We start from the raw sequence: 23,275 nt of genomic DNA on the forward strand, positions 1-23,275 counted from the left end.
TCTATTTTATACCAAAAAGAAATAGAACTGCATCAATTTTTACTTATTCCCTTTAGAAAAAACATCAAAAATACTGTTATCACAAATCGCTTCAATTTCTTCCTTTACAAATAATTTTTGAAATTTTGTTCCTGGGTTTAATATTACATTTGCCTCTAAATCTATCGTCTTTAATAATTCAATGGCATTCATAGAGACATACGGACATTCTTCTGGAATAACCATTTCTAAATGTTTCAAATCAGAATACAGTGGTAACATTAATCCTTCTTCCATTTCAAAATAATGAATTTGCAATTGTGTATTATCAGTTGAAATCAAATTCCCTTCTTCATCTACAGTTGTATCTCCTTCTACAGAAGCAACAACGTACAAATTTGATTTCTGTAATATCTCATAGAAACGAACTCTTTTTTCTTCATTCTGTAAAGCTTCCACTAACGCCTCATCTAATGGACAAATTTCTAGTAAACTCATTAACTTTCACTCCTTATTTGGAATAAAATTCGCCATCTTACTTGAAATAAGATGGCGAACTTATTATCTACTTATTTTTGAGCATCCATAGCTTTTACTTTTTCTAAATTCTCCATTGCTTTTTGGCGCAATTCTCCATCAATCGTTGTTGCATATTGTGGTCGAGTTAAAAACTCAAAACATTTATATGCATTATTGTTGTCATTTTTGTCTAAATACCCTTTACCTGTTTGTAACATTTTTTCAGAGACAACTTTCATAAATTCTTTTGCAGGTGCCTGCTGATATCCTAAGTTCATCGCTTGATGAGTTAGCTCAACTACTGATGCTAAATCTTCAATAGTGTTTATACGAGTAGCCTTTTTATTAGCAGCATCAAATGTACTTAAATATTCAATGGCAACTTTTGCTTTATCTTTCACTCCAGTCATTTCAATCCCCGGTGTTTTATAAAGAATTTGATAGATTTCTAAAGCTGATAGGTAATTACTCTTTTCAATTTTCCCCCCTTCTTTTAATACGCGATTTGCGACATCCGAAAATCCTTTTTTATCATTAACCCCACGATAGGAAGCTTGTCCATAATAGTGTAAAGCTTCGTAAAGCTTTCCGTTCTGATTCGCTTTTGTATTTGCTACTTCTATTAGTTGGATTCCCTCCATCTTTTTCGACGCATTGTCAATAACACTCATACCAACGATTTTTTCAATTGTTTTATCGATATCTTTCAACTGTGCCAATAATGTATACGATGGAAGTACAGTTTTCTCAGCCTTTTCTTGCCAATCTGGTGTTCCATTGATTTGCTCCCATTCGACTTCTGTTTTTTCCCATAGTTTATTTGCATAATTCACCATTTCTTCTCTGGAGCGCTCCAATGGATGGTTTGTGCGAATTGCATTGGCAATATTCAATACAGCTGTATAATATTCTCCTTTATTTGCAGCCTCATTTGCTTTTCTTTCAAACATAAGTGGCATTAACATTTTATTTGCTTCATCTCGAACAGATTGTTCTACCCTTGCCGTACTTGCTAATAGGTTTGCTTTCTTTAAGGCATCTTCCACTGAAAGTTCAGGGTCTTTCATCTGTCCTCTAAGTCCATCTACAGCTATACTAAATTGCTGATTTAATTTTTCTTTTGGTTGATCTTTTGCGACATCAATCCATTGATTTGCTAATAGTAAAGCATTTTCATAGTTTAGACTTTCAGGATTTAAATATGTTTCAATTTGCTCAATCGCTTGATTGATCGGATTTGGTTTTTCCGGTTTTTCCGGTTTTTCTGGTTTTTCTGGTTTTTCTGGTTTCATTTGACCATCTGTATCATTGCTATTTGTGTCTTTATGATTTACTTCTTTCATATTTTCTTTGTTGTTTTTATTAGCTTCAATTAATTGATCTTTTTGCTCTTTCTCACTAGCTATTTTTGACGCCCCAGTTTTATTCGTATTATCTTCTTTAACCGCTTGTCCTCCATTACTGCTAGTTGCAGTTGCTTTCTCTGGATTTACGTTTTCTTTTGTATCATTTTTAGATGTCACTACTGGTGTTTCAATGTTAATATTTTTTAATTCTTCTTGTAATAGTTTGTAGAAAATCTTTTCTACACGTTGATTTACAGCCTCTACTAATTTAGGATCCACACTTTCAAGCACCGAAGTAACTAAGTAATATTTACTTAAAGATTGTTCTAAAGAAACTATATCATTTGGGTTATTTAACCAAACATTCTCCTCTTGTACAGCCTTATCGTATACTAACTTTGCGACAGATTGAATATACTCTTTCTTATTTTCATTTAAATATGCTTGTAACTCTTGTTGTGTTTTATCCTTTTTCTTAAGTGTATTCATTTGGTTACGTAAATAAAATAATTCACTTTGATTCGAATAATTCTCCTTATTAGCTAAAATTTCTCCCAAATTGTCCAATGTTAATCTATCATCAGCAATTGTCTTTGCATTTGAAGATGTATTCAATTGAGATATAAGTGTTAACTCTTTATTTTCCTTGGAATATTCAGCCCTATTATTCAATGTATCAGAACTTTGTCCTTTATCATAATAATCATTGAAAAATACCGACGAGTACCTTTCTCCATTCCCAGCATACCACTCCACCAAAATATCTCCAGTTATTGGGGATACAGTAATTTGATCGTGTGGAACTGGTGGTTTTGGTTTTTCTGGTTCTTTGTCATCACCTGGTTTTGGCTTCTCTGGTTCTTTATCATCACCTGGTTTTGGTTTCTCTGGTTCTTTATCATCACCTGGTTTTGGTTTCTCTGGTTCTTTATCATCACCCGGTTTTGGTTTCTCTGGTTCTTTATCATCACCCGGTTTTGGTTTCTCTGGTTCTTTATCATCACCTGGTTTTGGCTTCTCTGGTTCTTTATCATCACCTGGTTTTGGCTTCTCTGGTTCTTTATCATCACCTGGTTTTGGTTTCTCTGGTTCTTTATCGCCACCTGGCGTCTTTCCATCACCCGGTGTTTTACCCGTATCCACCAAACTATCCGGCAAATTTTTACTCGGCTCCACCATAGGACCACCCATATTAGTTGGCAGTTCCGGCTTTTGTGGCGCTGGTGCATCTGATAATTTGATTAGTGGATCTTTCTTTTCCACCGACACATCATCTGGCTTATACGTCACTGGTGTAATTGGTGATTTATTATTTCCGATTAGGTCTGCTAAATTAACGTTTGGTTTTTCGCCAGGTTTGTCATCTTTTTTTGCAGGATCAGCAACTAAATTTGGGAACATAGATTGTAAATTGCTTCCTGTAATACGATCATCTTTTTTCTCTTCTGTATTACTTGCTAGTTTTACGGTTTCTCTTCCTGCTGTGCTAAATCCTTTGTCATACACAAGATATCCTGATGTTCCAAGTAAAGCTGCTGACATTACTGATATAGCAACTTTTTTCCCTAAATTATTATTGTTCTCTTCCATGCATTTTCCCCTTTTCCCATCTTTATTGAATCCAGCCGTTTGTTTTCATTTCTGTTAGTTTTTCTTGTGCTGCTCTTACTTCAGCTTCATTTTCATTTGCTTGTACTGTTTTTCTTAAGAAGCGGTTCGCTTCTTCATATTTTTTTTGTTTAATTTTGAACATCCCAAATGCAAAATTCACATGTGGATCTTCATCATTTTGCGAATATGCTTCTGCGAAAAATTTCTCGGCTTCATTTCCTTGTCCCACTTTATCGTATAAAATCCCTATATTCACAAGTGTATTTGTATCTCGGGTCCCACTGTTGACAACTCGATTATAAGCTTCTAATGCTTGTTGATACGCAGCATTACTTTTTCCACCATCTCGCGATTCGTAAAATTGACCAGCTTCATAATATACAATTCCTAGTTGATTTAGTAACTCTATATTTTTCATATCCTTTTGGATTGCAGCTTGTAATACTTGAGATGCTTGTTGATAATTCGCCTCTTTTTTCGCACTATCAATTAAATTTGTTTTATTCCAAAGCACATATAAGTTTGAAAGTTCAATTGTATATATAGCGTTCTTTGAATCTTGTGTAATAGCTTCTTTAAAGAACGATTCAGCTTTGTCTAACTGCACAGTTGCCGTAGCTAGTTGTCCTTTTAAATACGAAACAATCGCCTTATCTTCATTTGTTTTCGTGCTCATTTTGACGATAACGTCTTCCGCCTTTTCAAATTCTTTCATCTTCATATGACTTACAGCTAAATCTCTCATTGCATCTTTTTTATACGGTTCAATTCCTTTTGCATTATTCGCTAATGCTTGTTCGAAATTCGGAACTGCTTCTTGATATTTTCCAATGCGGAAATTTGCTGAAGCTAATAAATAGGCAGCTTCATTATTTTCTTTATCAATTTCTCTATCCTTTATTAATTTGGTAATATAGTCGATTGCAATTTTATTCTTTCCTTCAGCAACGTAAATTGTTGCTAATTGAAGATGCGCTTCGTCTTTTCCTTTCACTGCAATTGCATGACCAACAGCCTCTTCTGCAAGTTTATATTTTTTATCATGATAGGCTTGCCTTGCTTGTTCCATAAAGTGTTGATATTTAGCATTCGTTGTATAGAAGTAATACGCCGTAGCACCACCTATAACGACAATTGTAATTGAACCAATGATCAAAATACGTTTTTTATTTTTGCTCCACCATTTTGAAAAGGCAGACGGTTCTTTTTGTTCATGCGTTAATGTAAGAGGTTGATTCGATGCTTTTGCATTTAAAATTTCATCATCTATATCATATTCAACTTGTTTTTTTGTTTGTTTTCGGCTCTGTAGAATGCTATTTGGAACTGTAATTGTAGCTGCTGCTTCCGTAAATGATGTTTCTTGTTCTTCTTTTATCTCCTCAATAATGCTTTCAATTTCCTTTTTTAACGCATGATCAATGTTTGGAAATTGTACGATTCGTGAATAGACGAAACAAGCAAATTCTGCATTGTTTTCTCTCTCCAATTCAGTAGCTAGTTCCAAATAACTTTGTAGCACCTTTTTTGAGTTTATTCCAGGCTCTTGACTCTCTATTGTTTGAATGATATATGCGAGTTCTTGTTTTAGAGCAGTTGATGGATTAAGTGAATTGAAAATTGTTTTATATTCATATAATGCCGCTTGCTTAAATCCTCTCTCTTCTAATAATCTTGCAATTTCCAAACATTTCGATACAAAAAGAGACTGTTCTTGTTCTGACTGCTTTTCTGTATCAATTTTTATTATCTCTCTTGCACTATTAAATGCATCGTGCCATTGTGCAAAGCTTGGACATTCTGCAAAAGTTTTACTATTCCATGCCTGCTTAAATAACTGTGCAATTTCCCCATTCCATTGATTATGTAATACTTGCTGAAGTAATGCATATCTTTCACATTCTGTCTGCATTTCTTCCGTTTTAAAGTAACTTGCATCAGTCCATTTTTTATTTCGAACTTCTTCACTACACCAACTTAATATTTCTCCTAATAATATAGCACCAGCAAATCGATCGGCTTCTTTTTGCCATACTCCACTTGTCAAATACTTTGGTGCGTAACCCGCTGAACCTGCTGGCAATAATGAAGGTCTTTTCGTTTTTGGGCCATACATTTGCTCAACATCAACAAGCTCAATACGGTGTTGACCTTCAATAGGATTTTCACTTAGAAAAGGTATTAGTACGTTACTAGATGACAAGTCATTATGAGCAATCTCATTTTCTTCCATTATCTTAAGTGTTGTTAGAAATGCCTCTGCAATAAAAAAACATTGTTGCTTTGATAGCATTCGTTGCTCTTGTAAAATATCAGCCCAAGTTGGCCCTTCAATCCAAGGCATCACAATACTATTCGCAAGATCTTCTGACTTTTCAATTACAGATGTATGTTCTTCTTTTGTAACAATGTAGCGTGAACATACTTTAAGACCCGCTAAGGAAGAAAGTGGTTTCAAAAATACTAATTGATGTTTTTCATCACGATAGCGTTCCTTAAAAACTTTTAATGCTATTCGTTCTACACTATTTTCATGTTGTAGCTGATATACCGTTCCTTGTCTACCTTCTTGCCCATATGGCATATCAATTCCCATAACTGCTGGATGCTTTGAAAAATGATACGCATCTTTATTTAAAATAATTTTTTCTCCTACTTCTGGCCTGAATCCCATTTTATCCCCTTGCTCTCATATGACGATTTTTAAAGAAAAGACCAGGAACAATAGCTCCTGGTCTTTTGCAATTGTTCTGCTATTAATATGAGCTATCCGCGTTACGGAAGTTAGTAGCAATGTTTTTCAAATCAGTAGAAATATGTTCTAGAATCGGAATGTATTTTTGCATTTCTTGTCTAGCACTTTCAAAGTTCGCTCTGAACTTATCTTGTGTTGCCCCAGACCATTGTCCCTCTAAACTCTGAATTTCATTTCCTAGGTTATTGATTTGTTGTTGAGCTTCAGCTGCTGCGTTTGTAAAGCGTCCAGCGATTTGATCAAGTTGTTCAGGTGTAATTTTAATTTCTGCCATTCTGCTTTTCCCCTTTCAATCTATTAATATCATAACAATTAGATTATAAACTATATTCACACTATTTTTAAAGGGTTAGTTTACAAAAAAATAGTATTTTTTTGCAAATTACCCCAGTTTTATATTTTTTCTGTCGATTCTAACCATTTTCTAGCAATCTTTTTTGTTAAATCATGTAGTAAATGTAGTGGTGTAAAAGCACATTTTACTTTCATAGGTTTCCTGCGTACAAAATATCCTTCCCCACTCTGGAATTCTTGATCCATTTCCGTATGCTTGAGCTTTATATTAAAGAAATACACATCATTATTTTGCGTAGTGCCTAATAAATAACTACAGCTTCGTTTTCTGATTTCCGCAAACCATTTTTCATGTGAATAATTAGTTACACTTGAAGTTGTAGCAGCTGCAACAAAATGGATCCCTTTATTTCTTCCATTTTGAACAATTTGCTCTATTTTATTTTTCGCATCAAAATCAGTAGATAATAACGCCAGCATTTGATCAATATCATCAATAACAATAATAATCCTTGAATATGGAAATTTCATTTTTTCATTTGGATTTAAAGACGGCATGACCACTTCTCTGTTATTTATTACTTCTAGCAGCTCATCTAACATTTCTTTTAATTGCATTCCATCTGTAATTCGCTTTTTAACATGTGGTAATTCTCCAAGAGCCAAAATACCCGTTGTTTTTTCACTTAAATCAATCATGAATAATTCAATTTCTTCAGGTGCATGTTGATAGGTAAGAGAAAAAATTAGTGTTTGTAATAAAGATGTCTTACCACCTTCAATTCTTCCTCCAATGAAAATATTTGTCATTTCCTCCAATGAAAAGTTTTGCAAGCGAATATCTTCTGTTTCGATACCTACACAAATTTGTGACGATTCTGATTGCTCTAGCATGTCTTCAATAAACAACTGTTTCGGAACCATTGGAATTGATTTTGCTTTCTCTCCAGTCCATGCTCCATTCATTTTTTGAATAATTGTTTTTAATTGCTTAGAATATTCCAATTCATTTTCTCCAATGAAAGGCAATGCTGCTTGGAATAGTTCTGGGGGCTGCCCTTTCGCTAAACCACGTCCAGATGGTACATCAATTAATGGGAAGTTTGGTCTTCCAACTAAACTATAATATTCTGTTCTATCTTGTAATTCAAACGAAATTGCCATCGGAATATTGTTACGAACACGGTCAAACATATCAGTTGTTTGGTTGAGTGATAAATGAAAAGAAATACCGTACGTACTTGATTCACGTAATAATTGCTCTAAAATTTCATTTTCCTTCTCATACTCACTACGGAACCTAATATAACCATCTATCATTACGACAATAGCTGGAATCTTTGTTTCTACCATTCGGTTATACATCGCGAAAGATTTTGCTCCCCTATCAGAAAAACATTCTTTTCGATATGTGACTTCCTTCTTCAAAAAGCTAAACAACCGTTTCATTTTTTCAACTTCGTCTTCTTGTACAATTCCACCCACATGTGGTAAATCTCTAAAGTCTAAAAACATGCGACCAAAATCAACTACATAGAAGTTTACTTCCTCTGGTGTATGAGACAATGCCAGAGACATAATAATTGTTTGTAATAGAGTCGTTTTTCCTGTACCTGGCATACCGTAAATATTTAAATGCCCCTCTTGAACATCTAATTTCAAAGGATACTGCGCTTGATTTGCCACATCGTCGATTAGTCCTACCGTTAACTGCAATTTATCTTCTCTTTGCTTCCATACATCCGCATTCCAATTCTCTATTTCATAGAATTGATTTAATAATAGTTTCTCTGGTAAAGGTGCTAACCAAGGTCCTGGCAACGCTGTAATATTTTCTTTTTCGGATACGTTCTGTACATATTGAATAAAAGCTTGTAATTGCTTTGGACTATTTGTCATTGGTTTTGGACGCTTTTTCACTTTTATTCTTTCACCCGAGAGCTTAACTTCTGTAAAATCAACAATATCAAGAACTTTCTCTTCATCTGGATTATAAGGTGCTCCGCTCCATGCTGATTGGAATAATTCCAATACTTCATTGCTACCAACTTGGAGATACCCTCGTCCTGGTACATTGATTTTTGATGCATCTGGAATCTTTAACATTTCACGACTATCCGCATCATCTTGGACACGTAAACAAATTCGAAAACGCGAGTTACTCCAAATCTTGTCATTTACAACCCCCGAAGGTTTTTGGGTTGCTAATAATAAGTGAACTCCTAATGTCCTTCCTATTGCAGCGACACTAATTAGCTCGTCCATAAATTCTGGTTGTTCCTTTTTCATTTGAGCAAACTCATCAATGACAATAAATAAATGTGGCAAAGGTTCTTTTTCACGCCAGCTTGTTTCATAATATTCATCTAAATGTTGAACATTCCCAGCCTGAATAAACAATTTTTGTCTTCTCTCTAATTCCGCCTTTAATGATATTCTTGCACGCTCAATTAAGTTCGGATCTTCTAAGTTTGTAATAGATGCGATAATATGTGGTAATCCTGCAAATGTGTTTGACATTCCGCCACCCTTATAATCGATAAGCATAAATGCCATCTCATGAGGGTGATAGGTAGCCGCTAATGCGGCTATAATAGACTGAATCACTTCACTTTTCCCTGAACCTGTTGTACCAGCCATTAAACCATGCGGACCATGTCCTTTCTTCTCAATTTTATCGTGAATATTTAGAAACACAGGTTTACTTCCTTCTCTTACACCGATTGGAACCGGCAATGAAGTCGGATATCGATTTTTATCCCATCTCTCTAGCACTTGTAACTCTTCCATTTTTTTCACTTGAAACAAATCTAAAAAAGTTAATACTTTCGGTATGTTAGCCGCTGTAGAACTTTTCATTCGAATAGGAGCAATACTTCGCGCACCTGATTCACATCGTTCGAATGAAAGTCGGTCTACTTTAAAACTAGCACGCGTTGTCCCGCTATTTTCAGCTGAGCTTGAAAATGTTTCTACTAACTCACCATTTTCTCCGTTTAAGCTAATAACAAGATCACATTCCATCGGCAATCGTTCTCTCTGTTCTGCAAATATAAACGTAGATGCTCCGACACTTTCTCCTTCTCTAAGTAACATTGGAATTAGAGGATCATCCTCTAAAAACTCTCTCGCAGATAAGAAAAATACATACATTGGGATTAAAGGTATTTTCGCATCCGCCTGTGCAGAGGAATTATAAATTCTACGCATATTAAGTGGTGTGAACAACGCTTCAGCTAATTTCTGAGCGTCTTGTTGATTTTCAGATAGAAAACGCATACTCCTCTGCTCATCCCATACATGAGGAAGCCATCTCATCCAATCCCATTGTTTTTTCTCCTTCTCATGATAAAAGGCTGCTATTTTCACTTCATTTGGCGCATGATGTGTCATAATTTGCGTCGTTACAATTCGAATAAAGTTCAACCTATCCTCTTTATTTCCAACTACACCAATTACATCATTTTTTTTCAAAGATATTGAAATATGTCCATTAGGAATTGTAGTAAAATCCCTTTTGACATTTTGTGCTTCTGTAACTAATGGATTTTCTTCGTAGCCTTTCTGCTCAGGCACTTTCAACTCTACAAGGAATGGCCTTTCCCCCGTTCCAATACGAATATCTAAAAAATCTGGGCTTTCGGGTGTTCGCTCCCATAAGTTACTTTCTTGATTTTCAATTCTTTGCACACTTTTTAATGGACTTGGATTTTGTGTAATTAAATACTTTGCTTGTTCAACCTTTAACGTATCTAATTCCACTCGACGCTTTTGAATTTGCTCTAAGTATCTTGTTTGTAATTGTTCAACCATTTGACGATGTTCTTTCTTTCTACGTAAATGCCCCATCGATGTAAATATATATGACCCTAACATAGGAATACTAGAAACCATCATAAGAGGCATATAGCTTGAATTCATTTTCATAACCTTCATCATCACAAAGTATAATACTAGCGTCAAAATTGTCATCGCCGCTGGCAATATCATCGTTTCAATTGAAAATTTCGGCTCCTCCGGTATATTCGGTGGATCATGAATAATAACATTCCCTGTTGGTATATCTACTTTCACACGCGGAGAGCGTTGAAAATACGGTGATTTTTGCACAAAACATTTCTCCTTCCCCATCCAAAAACTATTACTCAATGATTTTCCATACATAATCTTCTTCACTAGAAGACATATCTTGTTTAACAGGTTCATTATAAACTTCTTCTGCTGGCATCATTTCAAAAGAAGGGATAATTGCTCCTTTTTTATGTAGCATTACATATTGTCCGTCCCACACATCATTATCGCGTAACGTTTCATCATTTCGAATAGAATGCCACTCTTCTTTATCTTTTGCCACTCTAATTTCATAGATCTCGCTTAATGCTTCATCTATTTTTTCATGATGTAAAATCGCTTCAATAATTTGCACCACTTTTACGTCATTTGGAATTGCAATATCAATTTCTTCATTTGACTGTTTTATGTATGTCACAATAATCTCTTCCACATTTATTCACCTTTTTCTCCATCATGTTTGTTACCAAGAAACATCTAAAAATGAAATATCATCGCTTGTCGGAGAGTTCTGTGCCCTCTCAATTTCTTTTAACACTTCCTCAAAATTATACTGCATAAGCGGCACAAGTCCGTCTGAGTGAATAACTATCCGATTAGCTTCTTGCCTAGATAATGCCTTTGAAAAAACCGCCAATTCCCCACCAATAATGCCTCGCTGTGTAGACCATCTTTTCTCTATATTTCTATTAAACTTCATTATATTCGAACAATTCTCCTTATCTTGAAACAATTGTACAAATGAATCACCATGTGTAACTATCGTTATTTGTACTTTATCTTGATTTGGAATGAGTTCTATTTTCCCGCCAATAAACATCGTTTCACTACCTTTTGTTCGCTTTTCTTCCAAAACATCAAGTAGTAACCACGGTGTTTCTTCTGGCAAGCGAAATGCACTCACTTCCTCTGAAGCTTCTTCTATCCAATTATTTAACTGTTCATTTAATAATGTAGCAATATCCAGTCCACTTTCTTGACATGTATCAAACAAGTTTACTAACTTCATACCAAGAAATTTCGCAGCGATTTCACCATGAAAAGACATTCCTACACCATCACATAATGCAAAGGTAACACTAGTCCCATTATCTTGAAATATAAGAAAATCTTGTCCACTCTCATTTAAGTCTTGCGTTTCTTTAGCTCTTACGTAACTATATCGATATGTAAAATTTTCACCTTTCTTCTCTTGTAATACTGTTTCTTTTTCTTGCGACAGGATATACTTCACTATTTTTCTCCCTCCTATCGAACCGGCGTTGCAGCAGACATTTGAAATCCAAGTGATACTAAATCTGCATTTGTACCTGGAAACATCATCACTGCACCATCCCCAATATGAAAACCATACTCAGTCATCATCTCACGATAACTTTGAGGGATAGGAGAGGAAAGTCGTTGCAACTTTGCACCATATTCATCCGTAATTTCTGTATGTGGCATAATCCCTTCCCACTTCTTTATACTAGTAATTTGTTCTTGCATAATTTCATCCGAAATAAAGATATTTTCAATTAGTACATTTCCATCAGGTACAGACATATTCATAATTCTTCGCACAATTAATTCTGGATCTTCGCCAGTTGAAGCACCATCTGTCATATGACAAACAACAGGAGCTGGCCCATCTTGTAAATTCGGTAATTCCTTTTGCAATAACTTCTCCACTACAGAGAAAGCCTTTGCTGTATCAGTTAAACGATGCGTTTGAATTTTTTCTAGTGGACGTAGTCTTGCTACTTCATCTATTGTTTTCACCCCACCCAAAAGATCAAAAACTTGATCGCTATAAGCTAAAATAGATAACTTATATCTTGGAAGCAATCGACTACCTTTTGTCGAACGAAATACCATTTGGCGAATTGCTAAAGAAAGAGCATCCGTTACAATGTCAATTCTCCTTTTTTCTTCTCCCTCTACATCCATCATTTGATTCATTGATGCGCTTACATCAAGAAGATAGATTATATAAGCTGGTGTTTGTTGTGTTGCTTGAGTTTGATATAACATGTTTCATACCCTTCCATACATTATTATATGAACTTTTTTTATATTCACATTTCATTATAACTTATGAATTTTCTTTTTCTCAATTTATTATAAAATGTTCTCGATATAATTTACATATTTTCACACAAAAAGATATTTTTCTTCTCTTTAACTTATGTTTAAATATACAAAACCCTTCTATATTCATAGAAGGGTTTTAATATTATGGTATAAGACGAGTACAATCTCTCGGAAAAGCACTAGCCTCTCGTACATTTGTTAATTCTAATATTTTATATACAATCCTTTCTAACCCAATCCCGAAACCTCCATGCGGGGGACAACCGTATCGGAATGTATTTAAATAAGATTGAAATTTCTCTGGGTGTAATCCTTTTTCTTTAAACGAAGCGAGTAACATTTCATAATTATGAATTCGCTGTGCCCCTGACGTTATTTCTAGCCCTTTATATAATAAGTCGAATGAATCAGTAATAGCTGGATTCTCTTTATTTTGCATCGTATACATCGGTCTCGCTTCTTTCGGATAATGTGTAATGAAAACAAATTCACTATTATATGTTTCCTTTACATATTTCCCTAGTAACTTTTCACCTTCTGTATCTAAATCCCCTACAGGAGATTCTTTACGATACTTACTTTTCAAAATTTCTTGTGCTTCTAACAATGTAATTTTAGGTATTTCAGTAATAACAGGTACTTCTATTTGTAATAGTTGTAGTTCTATTTCACATTTTTTCGCTACTTGTTGAAACATATATCGTAAAACATCCGTTTCTAGTTGCATCACTTCATAAAAATCATGAATAAAACCAAGCTCTACGTCTAACGATATATATTCATTCAAATGACGGGAAGAATTATGATGTTCCGCTCTATATACAGGTGCAATTTCAAAAACTCGTTCTAAGCCACCCGCTACCATCATTTGCTTATAGAACTGTGGTGATTGTGCTAAATAAGCTTCTTTTTGGAAGTATGGAAGCTTAAAAACATTTGCTCCTCCTTCTGCCCCTTGTGAAACAATTTTCGGAGTAAATATACGTGTGAAATCGTTCTCTATTAGAAATTCACTAAAGCTCTGAACGAGTGTAGATTTCACTATAAAAATCGCTGCAGTTCGCTCATGCCTTAATGATATTACCCGCTCATTAAGTATTTGATCTAAGCCAACTTGTAACTTCTTTTTATTTATTTCAAATGGAAGTGGCTCTGCACCGTTTATTACTTTCACTTCATGAGCAAGTACTTCAATACCCAATTCCGTTTTCGACGTCTCGACTATCTCACCGATTACATGGACAACACTTTCTACATCAACTTTATATCCGGCCAATTCATTTTCTAATACACATTGAATTACTCCTGTTCTGTCCCGTAATAATAAAAAACTAACATTTCCAAGGTGCCGAATTTTTTTTACCCATCCTTGAAGTAATACAACCTTTCCACTTTGCTTTGTACATTCTTTTGTGAGTGAACGCTTCATTATTGAATCCATTATTTTTCCCTCCAGTAATTTTATATTTATTTACGTTATTGTTGTCATCGTCATCATCCACGGTCACTCACCCCCTTTCAAAGAATACAAAAATCCGCCCCTATAAATAGGGACGGATTTTTTTCCGCGGTACCACCCAAATTGTCATACTGACCATCTTAGCCCTGATAACGGTAGGTACCGTTTGCTTTTACTAATAATCACGTTCAAAGCAACACTCACAGGTGTCTTTCCATCATGCGGTATCGCAACCTTCCCAGCAACCGGCTGCTCTCTGTAGACCTTTGCACCATGTACTTTTCCTGATCATCACTTTTTATATTTACAGAGTATTCTAACTCTTCACCCTATAAAATGCAAGCACTTTTAAATATATTTTGATTTTTCACATCCAGTTTTGTACAATCTCCTCTAAAGCCATTCCACGTGAACCTTTCAGTAAAACAACATCTTTTTTCGTTATAACTTTCAATACTTCCTCTGCTATTTTGGCTTTATTATCAAATGACTTTATTTTTCCTGTATGATAGTTCTTTCTTGCTTCTTCCGCTACAATTTTGGCTAACTCTCCATACGTAAATACATATTGAATGCTCTCCTCATTTAACATTTCACCAATTTCTCTATGATATGTTTCAGCTTTCTTGCCTAACTCCAACATATCCCCAATCACTATAATTTTTTTCTTATAGGCATTTAATTTCTGCAACGTTTCAATTGCAGCCTTCATGGAGGAAGGACTGGCATTCCATGCATCGTTAATAATTGTAAAACCTGTTTTAGCGGTTACAAACTGAAAGCGCATTTGTGTAATGTTTATTTGCTGCAATGCTTCTTGTATTTTTTCTATAGGGACTTTGTAAAATTGACCTACAGCGATTCCGACAATCGTATTAAAAATATTATGTTTTCCATGTAAGGGAACATCGTACTGTATTTTTGAATGATTTAATTTAAAATGAACACCATATTCATCTAATTGTACGTTCGTTGGAAACAAATCATTTGTATACTTTCCACCAAACGACTTACTTTCTATACCTAGCATATTAATATTTTGAGAAAGTAATGGCTCATCACCATTATATAAGAACAGTCCACCGTCATTTAATCCGTCTACAATTTCAAATTTAGCCTTCGCAATCTCTTCTCTTGATCCAAGCGTTTCTAAGTGTGACTGTCCAATCATTGTAATGATCGCTACATCTGGCTGTGCTATTTGTGCTAAGTTTCGAATTTGTCCCGTTTCGCTCATTCCCATTTCAAGTATTAAAAACTCTGTATCCTGTTTCATTTCTAAAATCGTTAGTGGTAAACCAATTTGACTATTTAAATTCCCCTTCGTTTTATGCACACGATAAGTTGTACTTAATATCGTGCTTATTATATCTTTTACCATTGTCTTTCCATTACTACCAGTAATTCCGATAACTTTCACATTACTTGTCTTTCGGTAATATCGCGCTATTTTTTGCAGTGCAAGTAATGTGTCATCTACAAAAATAATCGGTATTCCTTTTGGAGGATCACCGTAAGACTTTTTCCATAAAGAAGCAGCCGCACCTTTTTCCATCGCTTCTTTTACATAATCATGTCCATCTTTCACCCTAATAATCGGAACAAACAAATTCCCTTTCGTAATTTTTTTAGAGTCAATACAGACGCCTTGCATCTCTATATAATGAAATGATTCTTGTAATCCTTCACCATTTACTATCTCTTCCAATTTATTCAATTGTAGTTGAATCAAATCGTCACCTTTTTCCAATTTTTACATAAAACCCAATTTATTTACGCATATTAATAAAAAATTTTATAGCGAGGTGTGTATATGCAAAAAGCAATTAGTTTCTTTCTCCTATTGTTTTGCCTAATTGTAGTAAACGAAACATACGCCTATTCACCAAAATCTTTACCAATCTCTCAAAACTCTGATCAATGGCAAGTGAATATTGATAAACCGAAAAAAACAAACAAGAATATGCTTCAAGCTAAAAAAGATGAATTTCAAACATATCATTTTTCAGTAAAGAATGTTGGGAATAGTGAGGTATATAACGTAAACGTCGAAGTATTCCGCAACGAACCAAATAAGAAAACGAAATATGAACTCTTTTCCCTAAAGGAAAGTCGTTTAGCAAGTGGAAAAACTGGATTTGAACACGCTAATTTACCTGTTGCTACAAAAGCGGATGAGGTTGATGTTATTATTACATGGCAAGAACACCCATTCCGATCGATGCGAAATGGTCAAAAAGTTGAATCTAGAAAATTTAAAGAGCATTTTGTTTTTAAAGAAGCTAAAAAGTAAATGGGATCCGGATATATTCACACTAACATTGATATAGCTTTATTTACTAGTACCAGTTCGTAAGCAAATTAAAAAGTCGTGGCTTAATGCCACGACTTTTTATATTAATTCGTACTAATGCCTCTCGCTGCCCAAATGCGATCGATATCAGCAGCATGTTGTCCGCCATATAAAAGAGCATCCGCTTGCTTAATCGCTTTCGCTCCATCACTGAATTTAGAGTTTGGTGTTAATGACCAGTGTGATTGTAAAATGATTTTCGTTGCTACATCACGGCCAAAAGCTTGTGCCATTTCGTATTGACCTTGAGCCCAAATTTCACCATCATCATGCACTTCATTCGTTATATCTTTCGGATATACTTTATTCGTATCTAATCGGCGTAAGCATGTTGGATCTGAACTAGAATAAGCTGTCGCATCCCATTCTCCAACACATGCTTTACCATATCCAGTAGTCGATACTGCATCTTCATATGTAGCACCTAAGAAGTCGCCAAATCCTTCTCCCATCGCTCCACCTTCTGCTGAACTACCAAAGCCAGGAACTTGGTTATCTTGAATCGAATGCCCATATTCATGTGCGATAATACCAGCATCTTCTGCATCATCAACACCGCCAGTACCGAAAGTTAAAGCTTTTGTTGATGGAGAATAGAATGAGTTATCATCAGTTGTACCATTAACATTCACTTTTATCGAACGGTTATTAATATTTTTAAAACCTAGACTTTGAATGTAACGTTGCAATGTATCGATATGATAGTACGACATAACATCTTCAAAGCTATCATTTGCGCGTGTATAGTTAAATTGTAAATTCGTAGATTTTGTTTTCGCTTTTGAAGAAATCGTTACATATTCTCCAATTAAAAATCCTGTTCCATCTAAACCTTTTAACGTAACAGTTTTCAGTTGGTTCGTTAGAGCTGTTGAATCTGCATCGTTATTATCTTTTAAGCCTACTTTACTACCGCTAGATACGACTGGGTTAGGTAAAAATACTTTTCCTGACCCTTCAGCTTTTCGGTTTATATCAACCTTTTTAATTAACTTTCCATTTTCTGCATCAATAAATGTTTCCCATGCACCAAATGGATTATTAGAATGGACTACAACTTTATATACTGGACGAGCAATTCCTTCTTCAACAATATATCCGAACTCTTTATCTGTAGGAGCCCATAAATTTTGCTCACTTGCTTCTCCAACATACGCCATTGATTTTTGTATTGCATCTTTTTCACTAATTTTTGTCGTTACTTCCTTCACACCTGTAACAGGCTGATAATCAGAAACAGCGAGTACTCCCTTTCCCTCTCCATTAAGAGTAACTGTAATTTGTTTTGAAAATACAGGCGCACCGTTAACAACTTGTTGGAACCTAACATATGAAGCTACTGACGTTTCTGTTGTAGAAATATATTGCAAGTCTGAAAGGTCTGTTTTCAATCCATACTGCGCAGCATTTTCTTTTAAATATTCAGTTGCTTTTTTCTGTGGCGAATAAGCTTCTAACTTTACTTGCTGTTGTTTTTCCAATGCCGAAACCGTAGAAATCGTCCCCATTACTAACGGTACAGTCATTGCCATTGCCACCATTTTTTTATTAAACATAGAACCACTCCCCCTAATAAAGTAGCTCAACCTTATCCCATTACCACTAGGCAATCATTCCCCACAAAATGGAGGGATAAAAATTGAATCTACGAGTAATTCTCTATAAACACTTCTATTACCTTTTCATTTAGGGTAAGTGAAATTTTCTCAATATTTATGTGTAAAGTGAACACAATACTTTAGAAATATATTTCTAAAGCAATTCCTTAACTCTTAAGCTTTTTAAATGACTTTGTAAAAAATAGGCTACTTTTTACCTAACGGTAGGTTGAAAAAAATATTAATGAATGATACGATTTATATAACCTTTTTTTAGGAGGCTTTATTATGAGCAAAAGTGAAGAAACACTCTCTTCAATTATGGAAGCAAGCTATCGACTGTTTGCCGGACATGGTATTACCAAAACGACTTATTCAATGATTGCTGAAGAAGTCGGAATTGCTAAACCGTCCATTTATTATTACTTTAAATCTAAAGATGCATTAATCGAATGTATTTTCACAGAATTATGTGCTGCGATGCAGTTTTCTTCCTTCTTCCATACAGAAGAGTTTACGAAAGAAAATTTTATTGACAAATGCATTGAAATTGGATTCAAAATAATTGATGAACAGCAGAACGATCCTTATTTTAATCGTGTGTTGCAAGAATATGTATTACTATCTTCAAGAAATGATATGTACAAAGATCGATTACTAACTGTGCAAACAGAATATTTACAAGGATTTGAATCCCTCCTTACAAAAGCAAATGAGCTTCAATTGATTGAAAATAAAAATCTAGTTTCAAAAGCTCATATGTTAGCATTAGTGCTTGATAATGTCGGGAATTTTATGATGTTACATGTGGATATAGATTATAGACAAATATGGATGGAAGCTGTAAACAGTATTTTTGAAAGAAGGGATTGAATTGAATACTAAAAAACGAATTATCGGCTTAGACTTTGCTAGAGCTTTGGCGATGTTTGGTATGCTGCTTGTTAATTTTATGGTGATAACAGGTGCAGAAGGAAATGGTCCCCCATTTTTAATAACTTTCATGTCACTTTTTGAAGGTAGAGCTTCTGCCTTGTTTGTTATACTTGCTGGAATTGGCATATCTTTAATGACTAGATCATCTGTTGCTAGAAATGAAAAAATAAAAATTTCTAATAGCCGAAAAATCATCTGGAAACGGGCACTATTCTTATTTATTTTAGGATTATTTTTATACGTAATGGAGTGGACTGGGGATATATTACACTACTACGGTGTTTACCTTTTCGTTGCTGCATTACTCATTACAGTCCGAAAAAAAGCATTACTCTTGTTATCTATTATTATCCTACTCTTGGCACAATCTCTTCAGCTTACTTTCAATACTTTCGAAGGTTGGGGAGGCCCTACTCCATTTATAAACTATGTAGACTTCTGGACAATAAACGGTTTTCTTCGCAATTTATTCTTTAATGGTTATCACCCTTTTTTCCCATGGTTTTCGTTCTTCTTAATCGGTATGATAATTGGAAGATTAGATCTTCATAATAAAAAGATTAGAGATAGGTTGCTCTTGCTCGGTATTACATTCACCATACTGATAGAACTTTTATCAAAAGGGCTCACATACTACTTCATTCCACACATTGGCAAAGAAGCTGCTACATTTTTGTTTAATACAGGACCCATTTTACCAAATATATTATATATTTTATCTGCTACAGGATCCGCTATTGCTATATTAATACTTTGTCTCTATTCCGCTGAAAAATATGAAAATAATTGGTTTGTTACTTCCATTATACAAACAGGTCAATTAACATTAACTCATTATGTAAGTCATGTATTTATCGGTATTGGAGCATTAATTCTATTCGATAGAATGGAACATCAAACACTACTTTTCGTTTTATTATTTGCTACTATATTTTTCATTTTCAGTATTTTGTTTAGCGTATTATGGAGAAAGAAATTTTCTAGAGGGCCTATTGAATGGATTATGAGGAAATTAGCTAGTTAATTTACCTCCATACGAAAAAGGAAGTTGGAATCATTCCAACTTCCTTTTTTCTTTAATTAGCTGCACTTAATTTAATTCTAAGTTTTGTTTCACCTAAAGAAAGTTCATCGTCTTCGTTCGTTAAGTGACCAAATGTAAATTGTTTAACGAGTAAGTTTTCTTCCAATAAATCTTTATGGTTCGTTAACGTTCGTTGTAGTTCTTCTTCTGTATCGAGAATAACATCGACTCGTAAATTAACTGGTAAATTCAACTGTTTACGATATTCTTGAACCGCACGAATGAATTCACGCGCTACTCCTTCTTGTAACAATTCTTCCGTTACATTCGTATCTAACATAACCGTATATTGTCCGTTAGTCGTGTTAGAGAATCCTGATTTTGCAACTTTCTCAACTAACACATCTTCAGCAGTTACAACTACTTCTTCTCCTGGTGTTGCTTCGTAAACTGCTCTTTCTGTTGATACAAAGTTTTGTACTTCTTCTTGTGATAATTGTTTTAGCCAACCATTCACTGCATTCACATTTTTACCGAATTTCGGCCCCGCTGTTTTAAAATTGAGCTTCAATTGATATGATGTGTATTTTGTTTCATCGAGTTCAACATGGAACGCTTTTACATTTAACTCATCCATAACGATATCACGATAAGATTCCCAATCCATATCATTCTCGTTATGCTCAAGTAATACAAGTTCTGCTAGCGGCTGTTTTACTTTTAAAGAATGCTGATTACGGTTACTTCTTCCAAGTTCAACAACTTGTAAAACAGCATCCATTTCCGCTTCTAATTTCGGCTGAAGTAGTGATTCATTTACAACTGGATAATCAGCTAAATGAACGCTACTTCCTTCTAAATTAAGATGAATGTCTTCCGCGACAAACGGTGTGAATGGTGCAATTAATTTACTAATTGTTACAAGTACTTCATGAAGTGTCTCATACGCAGCAGCTTTTTCAGCGTTCATACCAGATTCCCAGAAACGATTACGTGAGCGTCTTACATACCAGTTACTCACTTCATCTACAAGTACTGCAATTTCACGAGCTGCATTCGTAAATTGATAATCATCAAGTGCTGTTCTCACTTTTTTCGTTGTACTATGCAATCTTGATAATACCCATTCGTCTAATTTCGTACGCTTTACATCATACGTTTCTTTCGGGTTATACTCATCTAAATTTGCATATAAAACGTAGAAGCTATACACATTGACTAATGTATCTACAAATTTAGATTTCGCTTCCAGTACGGTTCTTTCAGAAAAACGCTTCGCATTCCACGGAGCACTATCAACAAGTAAAGCCCATCTTAGCGCATCTGCACCAAACTTATCTACTAAATCAACTGGATCTAGTGCATTTCCTTTGCTTTTAGACATTTTCTGCCCTTCTTCATCTAAAACATGCCCTAGTGATAACACTCGTTTATACGGTACTTTTCCTGTATATAGTGCTGATACTGCTAATAAACTATAAAACCAGCCGCGTGTTTGATCAATTCCTTCTGCAATAACATCAGCTGGAAACTGCTCTTCAAATAACTCTTTATTTTCAAATGGGTAATGATATTGTGCAAATGGCATGGAACCACTATCAAACCAAACATCAATTACTTCTGGTGTACGATTCATTGTGCCTCCGCATTTTTCGCAGCAGACTTGCACTTCATCTACATACGGCTTATGCAATTCCAAATCTTCTGGTGTTTCGTTCGTACTATGCTTTCTTAATTCAGCAATGCTCTTCGGTGCGAACTGATGATTACAACTTTCACATTCCCATACGTTTAATGGCGTTCCCCAATATCTATTTCGGCTAATATTCCAGTCCACCATATTTTCTAAAAACTTACCAAAACGTCCATGTTTCATATGATCCGGATACCAAGTAACAGAATCATTATTTTGTAAAAAGGTATCTTTAATTGCAGTTGTTCGAATTAACCAACTTTCTCCTGCATAATAAAGTAGTGGTGAATCACAACGCCAGCAATGCGGATAGCTATGTTCATATTTTTCTTTATGATACAGTAAACCTTCCTTAGCTAAATAACGAACGATATCCACGTCACAATCTTTTACAAATTTCCCTTTCAAAAATGGTACTGCTTCTGTATACTCACCTTTTTCATCTACAACGTGCAAGAATGACAATCCTTCACTTTGAACGACTCTATAATCGTCTTCTCCATATGCTGGAGCAATATGAACAAGTCCTGTACCACTATCCGCTGTTACAAAATCTGCTGCGATAACACGGTAACCATTTGTAACTTCTTTCATCGGAAATGGCGCTGTATAAGATGTGTTTAATAATTCTTCGCCTTTATGAACAGATAATACTTCATAGTTTTCTTTTAATACTTCTTGTACACGTTCTTTCGCAACAATGTATACATGACTTTCTTGTTTTGCTTTAACGTATTCCATATTTGGATGGACAGCAAGCGCTACGTTTGCTGGAAGTGTCCAAGGCGTTGTTGTCCAACCTAAGAAATACTCATTTTCACTATCTTTCACTTTAAACTTCACAGTTACACTTAAATCTTTTACTGTTTTATACCCTTGTGCAACCTCATGTGAGCTCAATGAGGTTTGGCAGCTTGGGCAGTATGGTGAAACTCTATGTCCTTTATATAACAATCCTTTTTCATGGATCGTCCCCAAAATATGCCATACACTTTCGATATATGGATTCTCTAAAGTTACATATGGATCATCCATATCTACCCAATAACCAATACTTTCAGTGAATTCACGCCACTGCTTTTCATATGTGAAAACACTCTCTTTACACTTTTGAATAAATGGTTCAATACCATATTCTTCGATCTCATGTTTACCAGAAATACCAAGTTGCTTCTCAACACCTAGTTCTACAGGTAAACCGTGTGTATCCCATCCTGCTTTTCTTACTACTTTATAACCAGCCATCGTTTTATATCTTGCTACTAAATCTTTAATTGCCCGACCAAGTGCATGGCCGACGTGTGGTAAACCGTTCGCCGTTGGTGGTCCTTCATAAAACACAAACGATTGCGCGCCTTCTCGATTCTGAATTGATTGTTCAAAAATGCTTTGTTCGTTCCACTGCTTACGAATACGTGTTTCTCTCCCTACAGCTGACTCTTTTACATCTACTTTCTTCATCTACAATCACTCCTTTGAATGTTTTAAAAGCACACAAAAAACCCGTCCCTATGAAGTAGGGACGGGTTTACCCGCGTTACCACCCTAATTCTATTAGCTTTTT

At 34.9% G+C, this 23,275-nt stretch carries 15 protein-coding genes and 2 other annotated features (1 of these 17 only partly in view); of the genes, 3 read left to right on the forward strand and 12 right to left on the reverse strand.

Features of this window, described 5'->3' with window-relative positions:
• Positions 1-39 precede the first annotated feature (39 nt).
• The 10 genes from ACS2FK_RS19560 to ACS2FK_RS19605 form a co-directional block, all read right to left on the reverse strand.
• A complete protein-coding gene (locus ACS2FK_RS19560) occupies positions 40-477 on the reverse strand; it encodes an SseB family protein (RefSeq protein WP_029438092.1) in 438 nt (145 codons plus the stop codon).
• A gap of 71 nt (positions 478-548) precedes the next feature.
• The gene (locus ACS2FK_RS19565) at positions 549-3,434 is read right to left on the reverse strand and encodes a hypothetical protein (protein WP_063547147.1); all 2,886 of its coding nucleotides are present in this window, start codon (positions 3,432-3,434) and stop codon (positions 549-551) included.
• A gap of 22 nt (positions 3,435-3,456) precedes the next feature.
• Positions 3,457-6,129 (reverse strand): tetratricopeptide repeat protein, encoded by a 2,673-nt coding sequence (locus ACS2FK_RS19570; RefSeq protein WP_000506911.1) that lies wholly within the window; start codon positions 6,127-6,129, stop codon positions 3,457-3,459.
• A gap of 82 nt (positions 6,130-6,211) precedes the next feature.
• The gene (locus tag ACS2FK_RS19575) at positions 6,212-6,484 is read right to left on the reverse strand and encodes a WXG100 family type VII secretion target (RefSeq protein WP_000807833.1); all 273 of its coding nucleotides are present in this window, start codon (positions 6,482-6,484) and stop codon (positions 6,212-6,214) included.
• Positions 6,485-6,603: 119 nt separating this feature from the next.
• Entirely contained in the window at positions 6,604-10,614 is a 4,011-nt protein-coding gene (gene essC / locus ACS2FK_RS19580) for a type VII secretion protein EssC (protein ID WP_063547146.1), read from the reverse strand.
• Positions 10,615-10,645: 31 nt separating this feature from the next.
• Positions 10,646-11,008 (reverse strand): EsaB/YukD family protein, encoded by a 363-nt coding sequence (locus tag ACS2FK_RS19585; protein ID WP_000391139.1) that lies wholly within the window; start codon positions 11,006-11,008, stop codon positions 10,646-10,648.
• Between the two features lie 30 nt (positions 11,009-11,038).
• Complete coding sequence (locus tag ACS2FK_RS19590) at positions 11,039-11,812, reverse strand: hypothetical protein (protein ID WP_024927870.1); 774 nt, start codon at positions 11,810-11,812, stop codon at positions 11,039-11,041.
• An 11-nt stretch (positions 11,813-11,823) separates the two neighbouring features.
• A complete protein-coding gene (locus ACS2FK_RS19595) occupies positions 11,824-12,588 on the reverse strand; it encodes a vWA domain-containing protein (RefSeq protein ID WP_000966848.1) in 765 nt (254 codons plus the stop codon).
• A 202-nt stretch (positions 12,589-12,790) separates the two neighbouring features.
• The gene (gene aspS / locus ACS2FK_RS19600) at positions 12,791-14,089 is read right to left on the reverse strand and encodes an aspartate--tRNA(Asn) ligase (protein ID WP_063547145.1); all 1,299 of its coding nucleotides are present in this window, start codon (positions 14,087-14,089) and stop codon (positions 12,791-12,793) included.
• Between the two features lie 105 nt (positions 14,090-14,194).
• Positions 14,195-14,408, reverse strand: a binding site (T-box leader).
• A gap of 66 nt (positions 14,409-14,474) precedes the next feature.
• Positions 14,475-15,839 (reverse strand): UDP-N-acetylmuramoyl-tripeptide--D-alanyl-D-alanine ligase, encoded by a 1,365-nt coding sequence (locus tag ACS2FK_RS19605; protein WP_063547144.1) that lies wholly within the window; start codon positions 15,837-15,839, stop codon positions 14,475-14,477.
• A gap of 81 nt (positions 15,840-15,920) precedes the next feature.
• Here ACS2FK_RS19605 and ACS2FK_RS19610 point away from each other — a divergent pair, with 81 nt between their 5' ends.
• The gene (locus ACS2FK_RS19610; RefSeq protein ID WP_001167912.1) at positions 15,921-16,400 is read left to right on the forward strand and encodes a hypothetical protein; all 480 of its coding nucleotides are present in this window, start codon (positions 15,921-15,923) and stop codon (positions 16,398-16,400) included.
• Positions 16,401-16,504: 104 nt separating this feature from the next.
• Here the strand turns inward: ACS2FK_RS19610 and ACS2FK_RS19615 are convergent, their stop codons facing one another.
• Positions 16,505-18,016 carry a M36 family metallopeptidase gene (locus tag ACS2FK_RS19615; protein WP_000482274.1) on the reverse strand — a complete coding sequence of 504 codons (1,512 nt, stop codon included), beginning with the start codon at positions 18,014-18,016 and terminating at the stop codon, positions 16,505-16,507.
• A gap of 330 nt (positions 18,017-18,346) precedes the next feature.
• On the opposite strand from ACS2FK_RS19615, the gene ACS2FK_RS19620 reads away from it, so the two are divergent.
• Positions 18,347-18,931 (forward strand): TetR/AcrR family transcriptional regulator, encoded by a 585-nt coding sequence (locus ACS2FK_RS19620; RefSeq protein WP_000045217.1) that lies wholly within the window; start codon positions 18,347-18,349, stop codon positions 18,929-18,931.
• Position 18,932: 1 nt separating this feature from the next.
• Positions 18,933-20,018, forward strand: coding sequence for a DUF418 domain-containing protein (locus ACS2FK_RS19625; RefSeq protein WP_001093112.1), 1,086 nt, complete (start codon positions 18,933-18,935; stop codon positions 20,016-20,018).
• A 52-nt stretch (positions 20,019-20,070) separates the two neighbouring features.
• On the opposite strand, the gene ileS is transcribed toward ACS2FK_RS19625, so the two are convergent.
• Positions 20,071-23,172 carry an isoleucine--tRNA ligase gene (gene ileS, locus ACS2FK_RS19630; protein ID WP_063547143.1) on the reverse strand — a complete coding sequence of 1,034 codons (3,102 nt, stop codon included), beginning with the start codon at positions 23,170-23,172 and terminating at the stop codon, positions 20,071-20,073.
• A gap of 54 nt (positions 23,173-23,226) precedes the next feature.
• Positions 23,227-23,275: a binding site (T-box leader), on the reverse strand; it runs 192 nt beyond the window's last position.

This window comes from Bacillus cereus group sp. BceL220, from assembly GCF_051776965.1.
Classification (GTDB): domain Bacteria; phylum Bacillota; class Bacilli; order Bacillales; family Bacillaceae_G; genus Bacillus_A; species Bacillus_A cereus.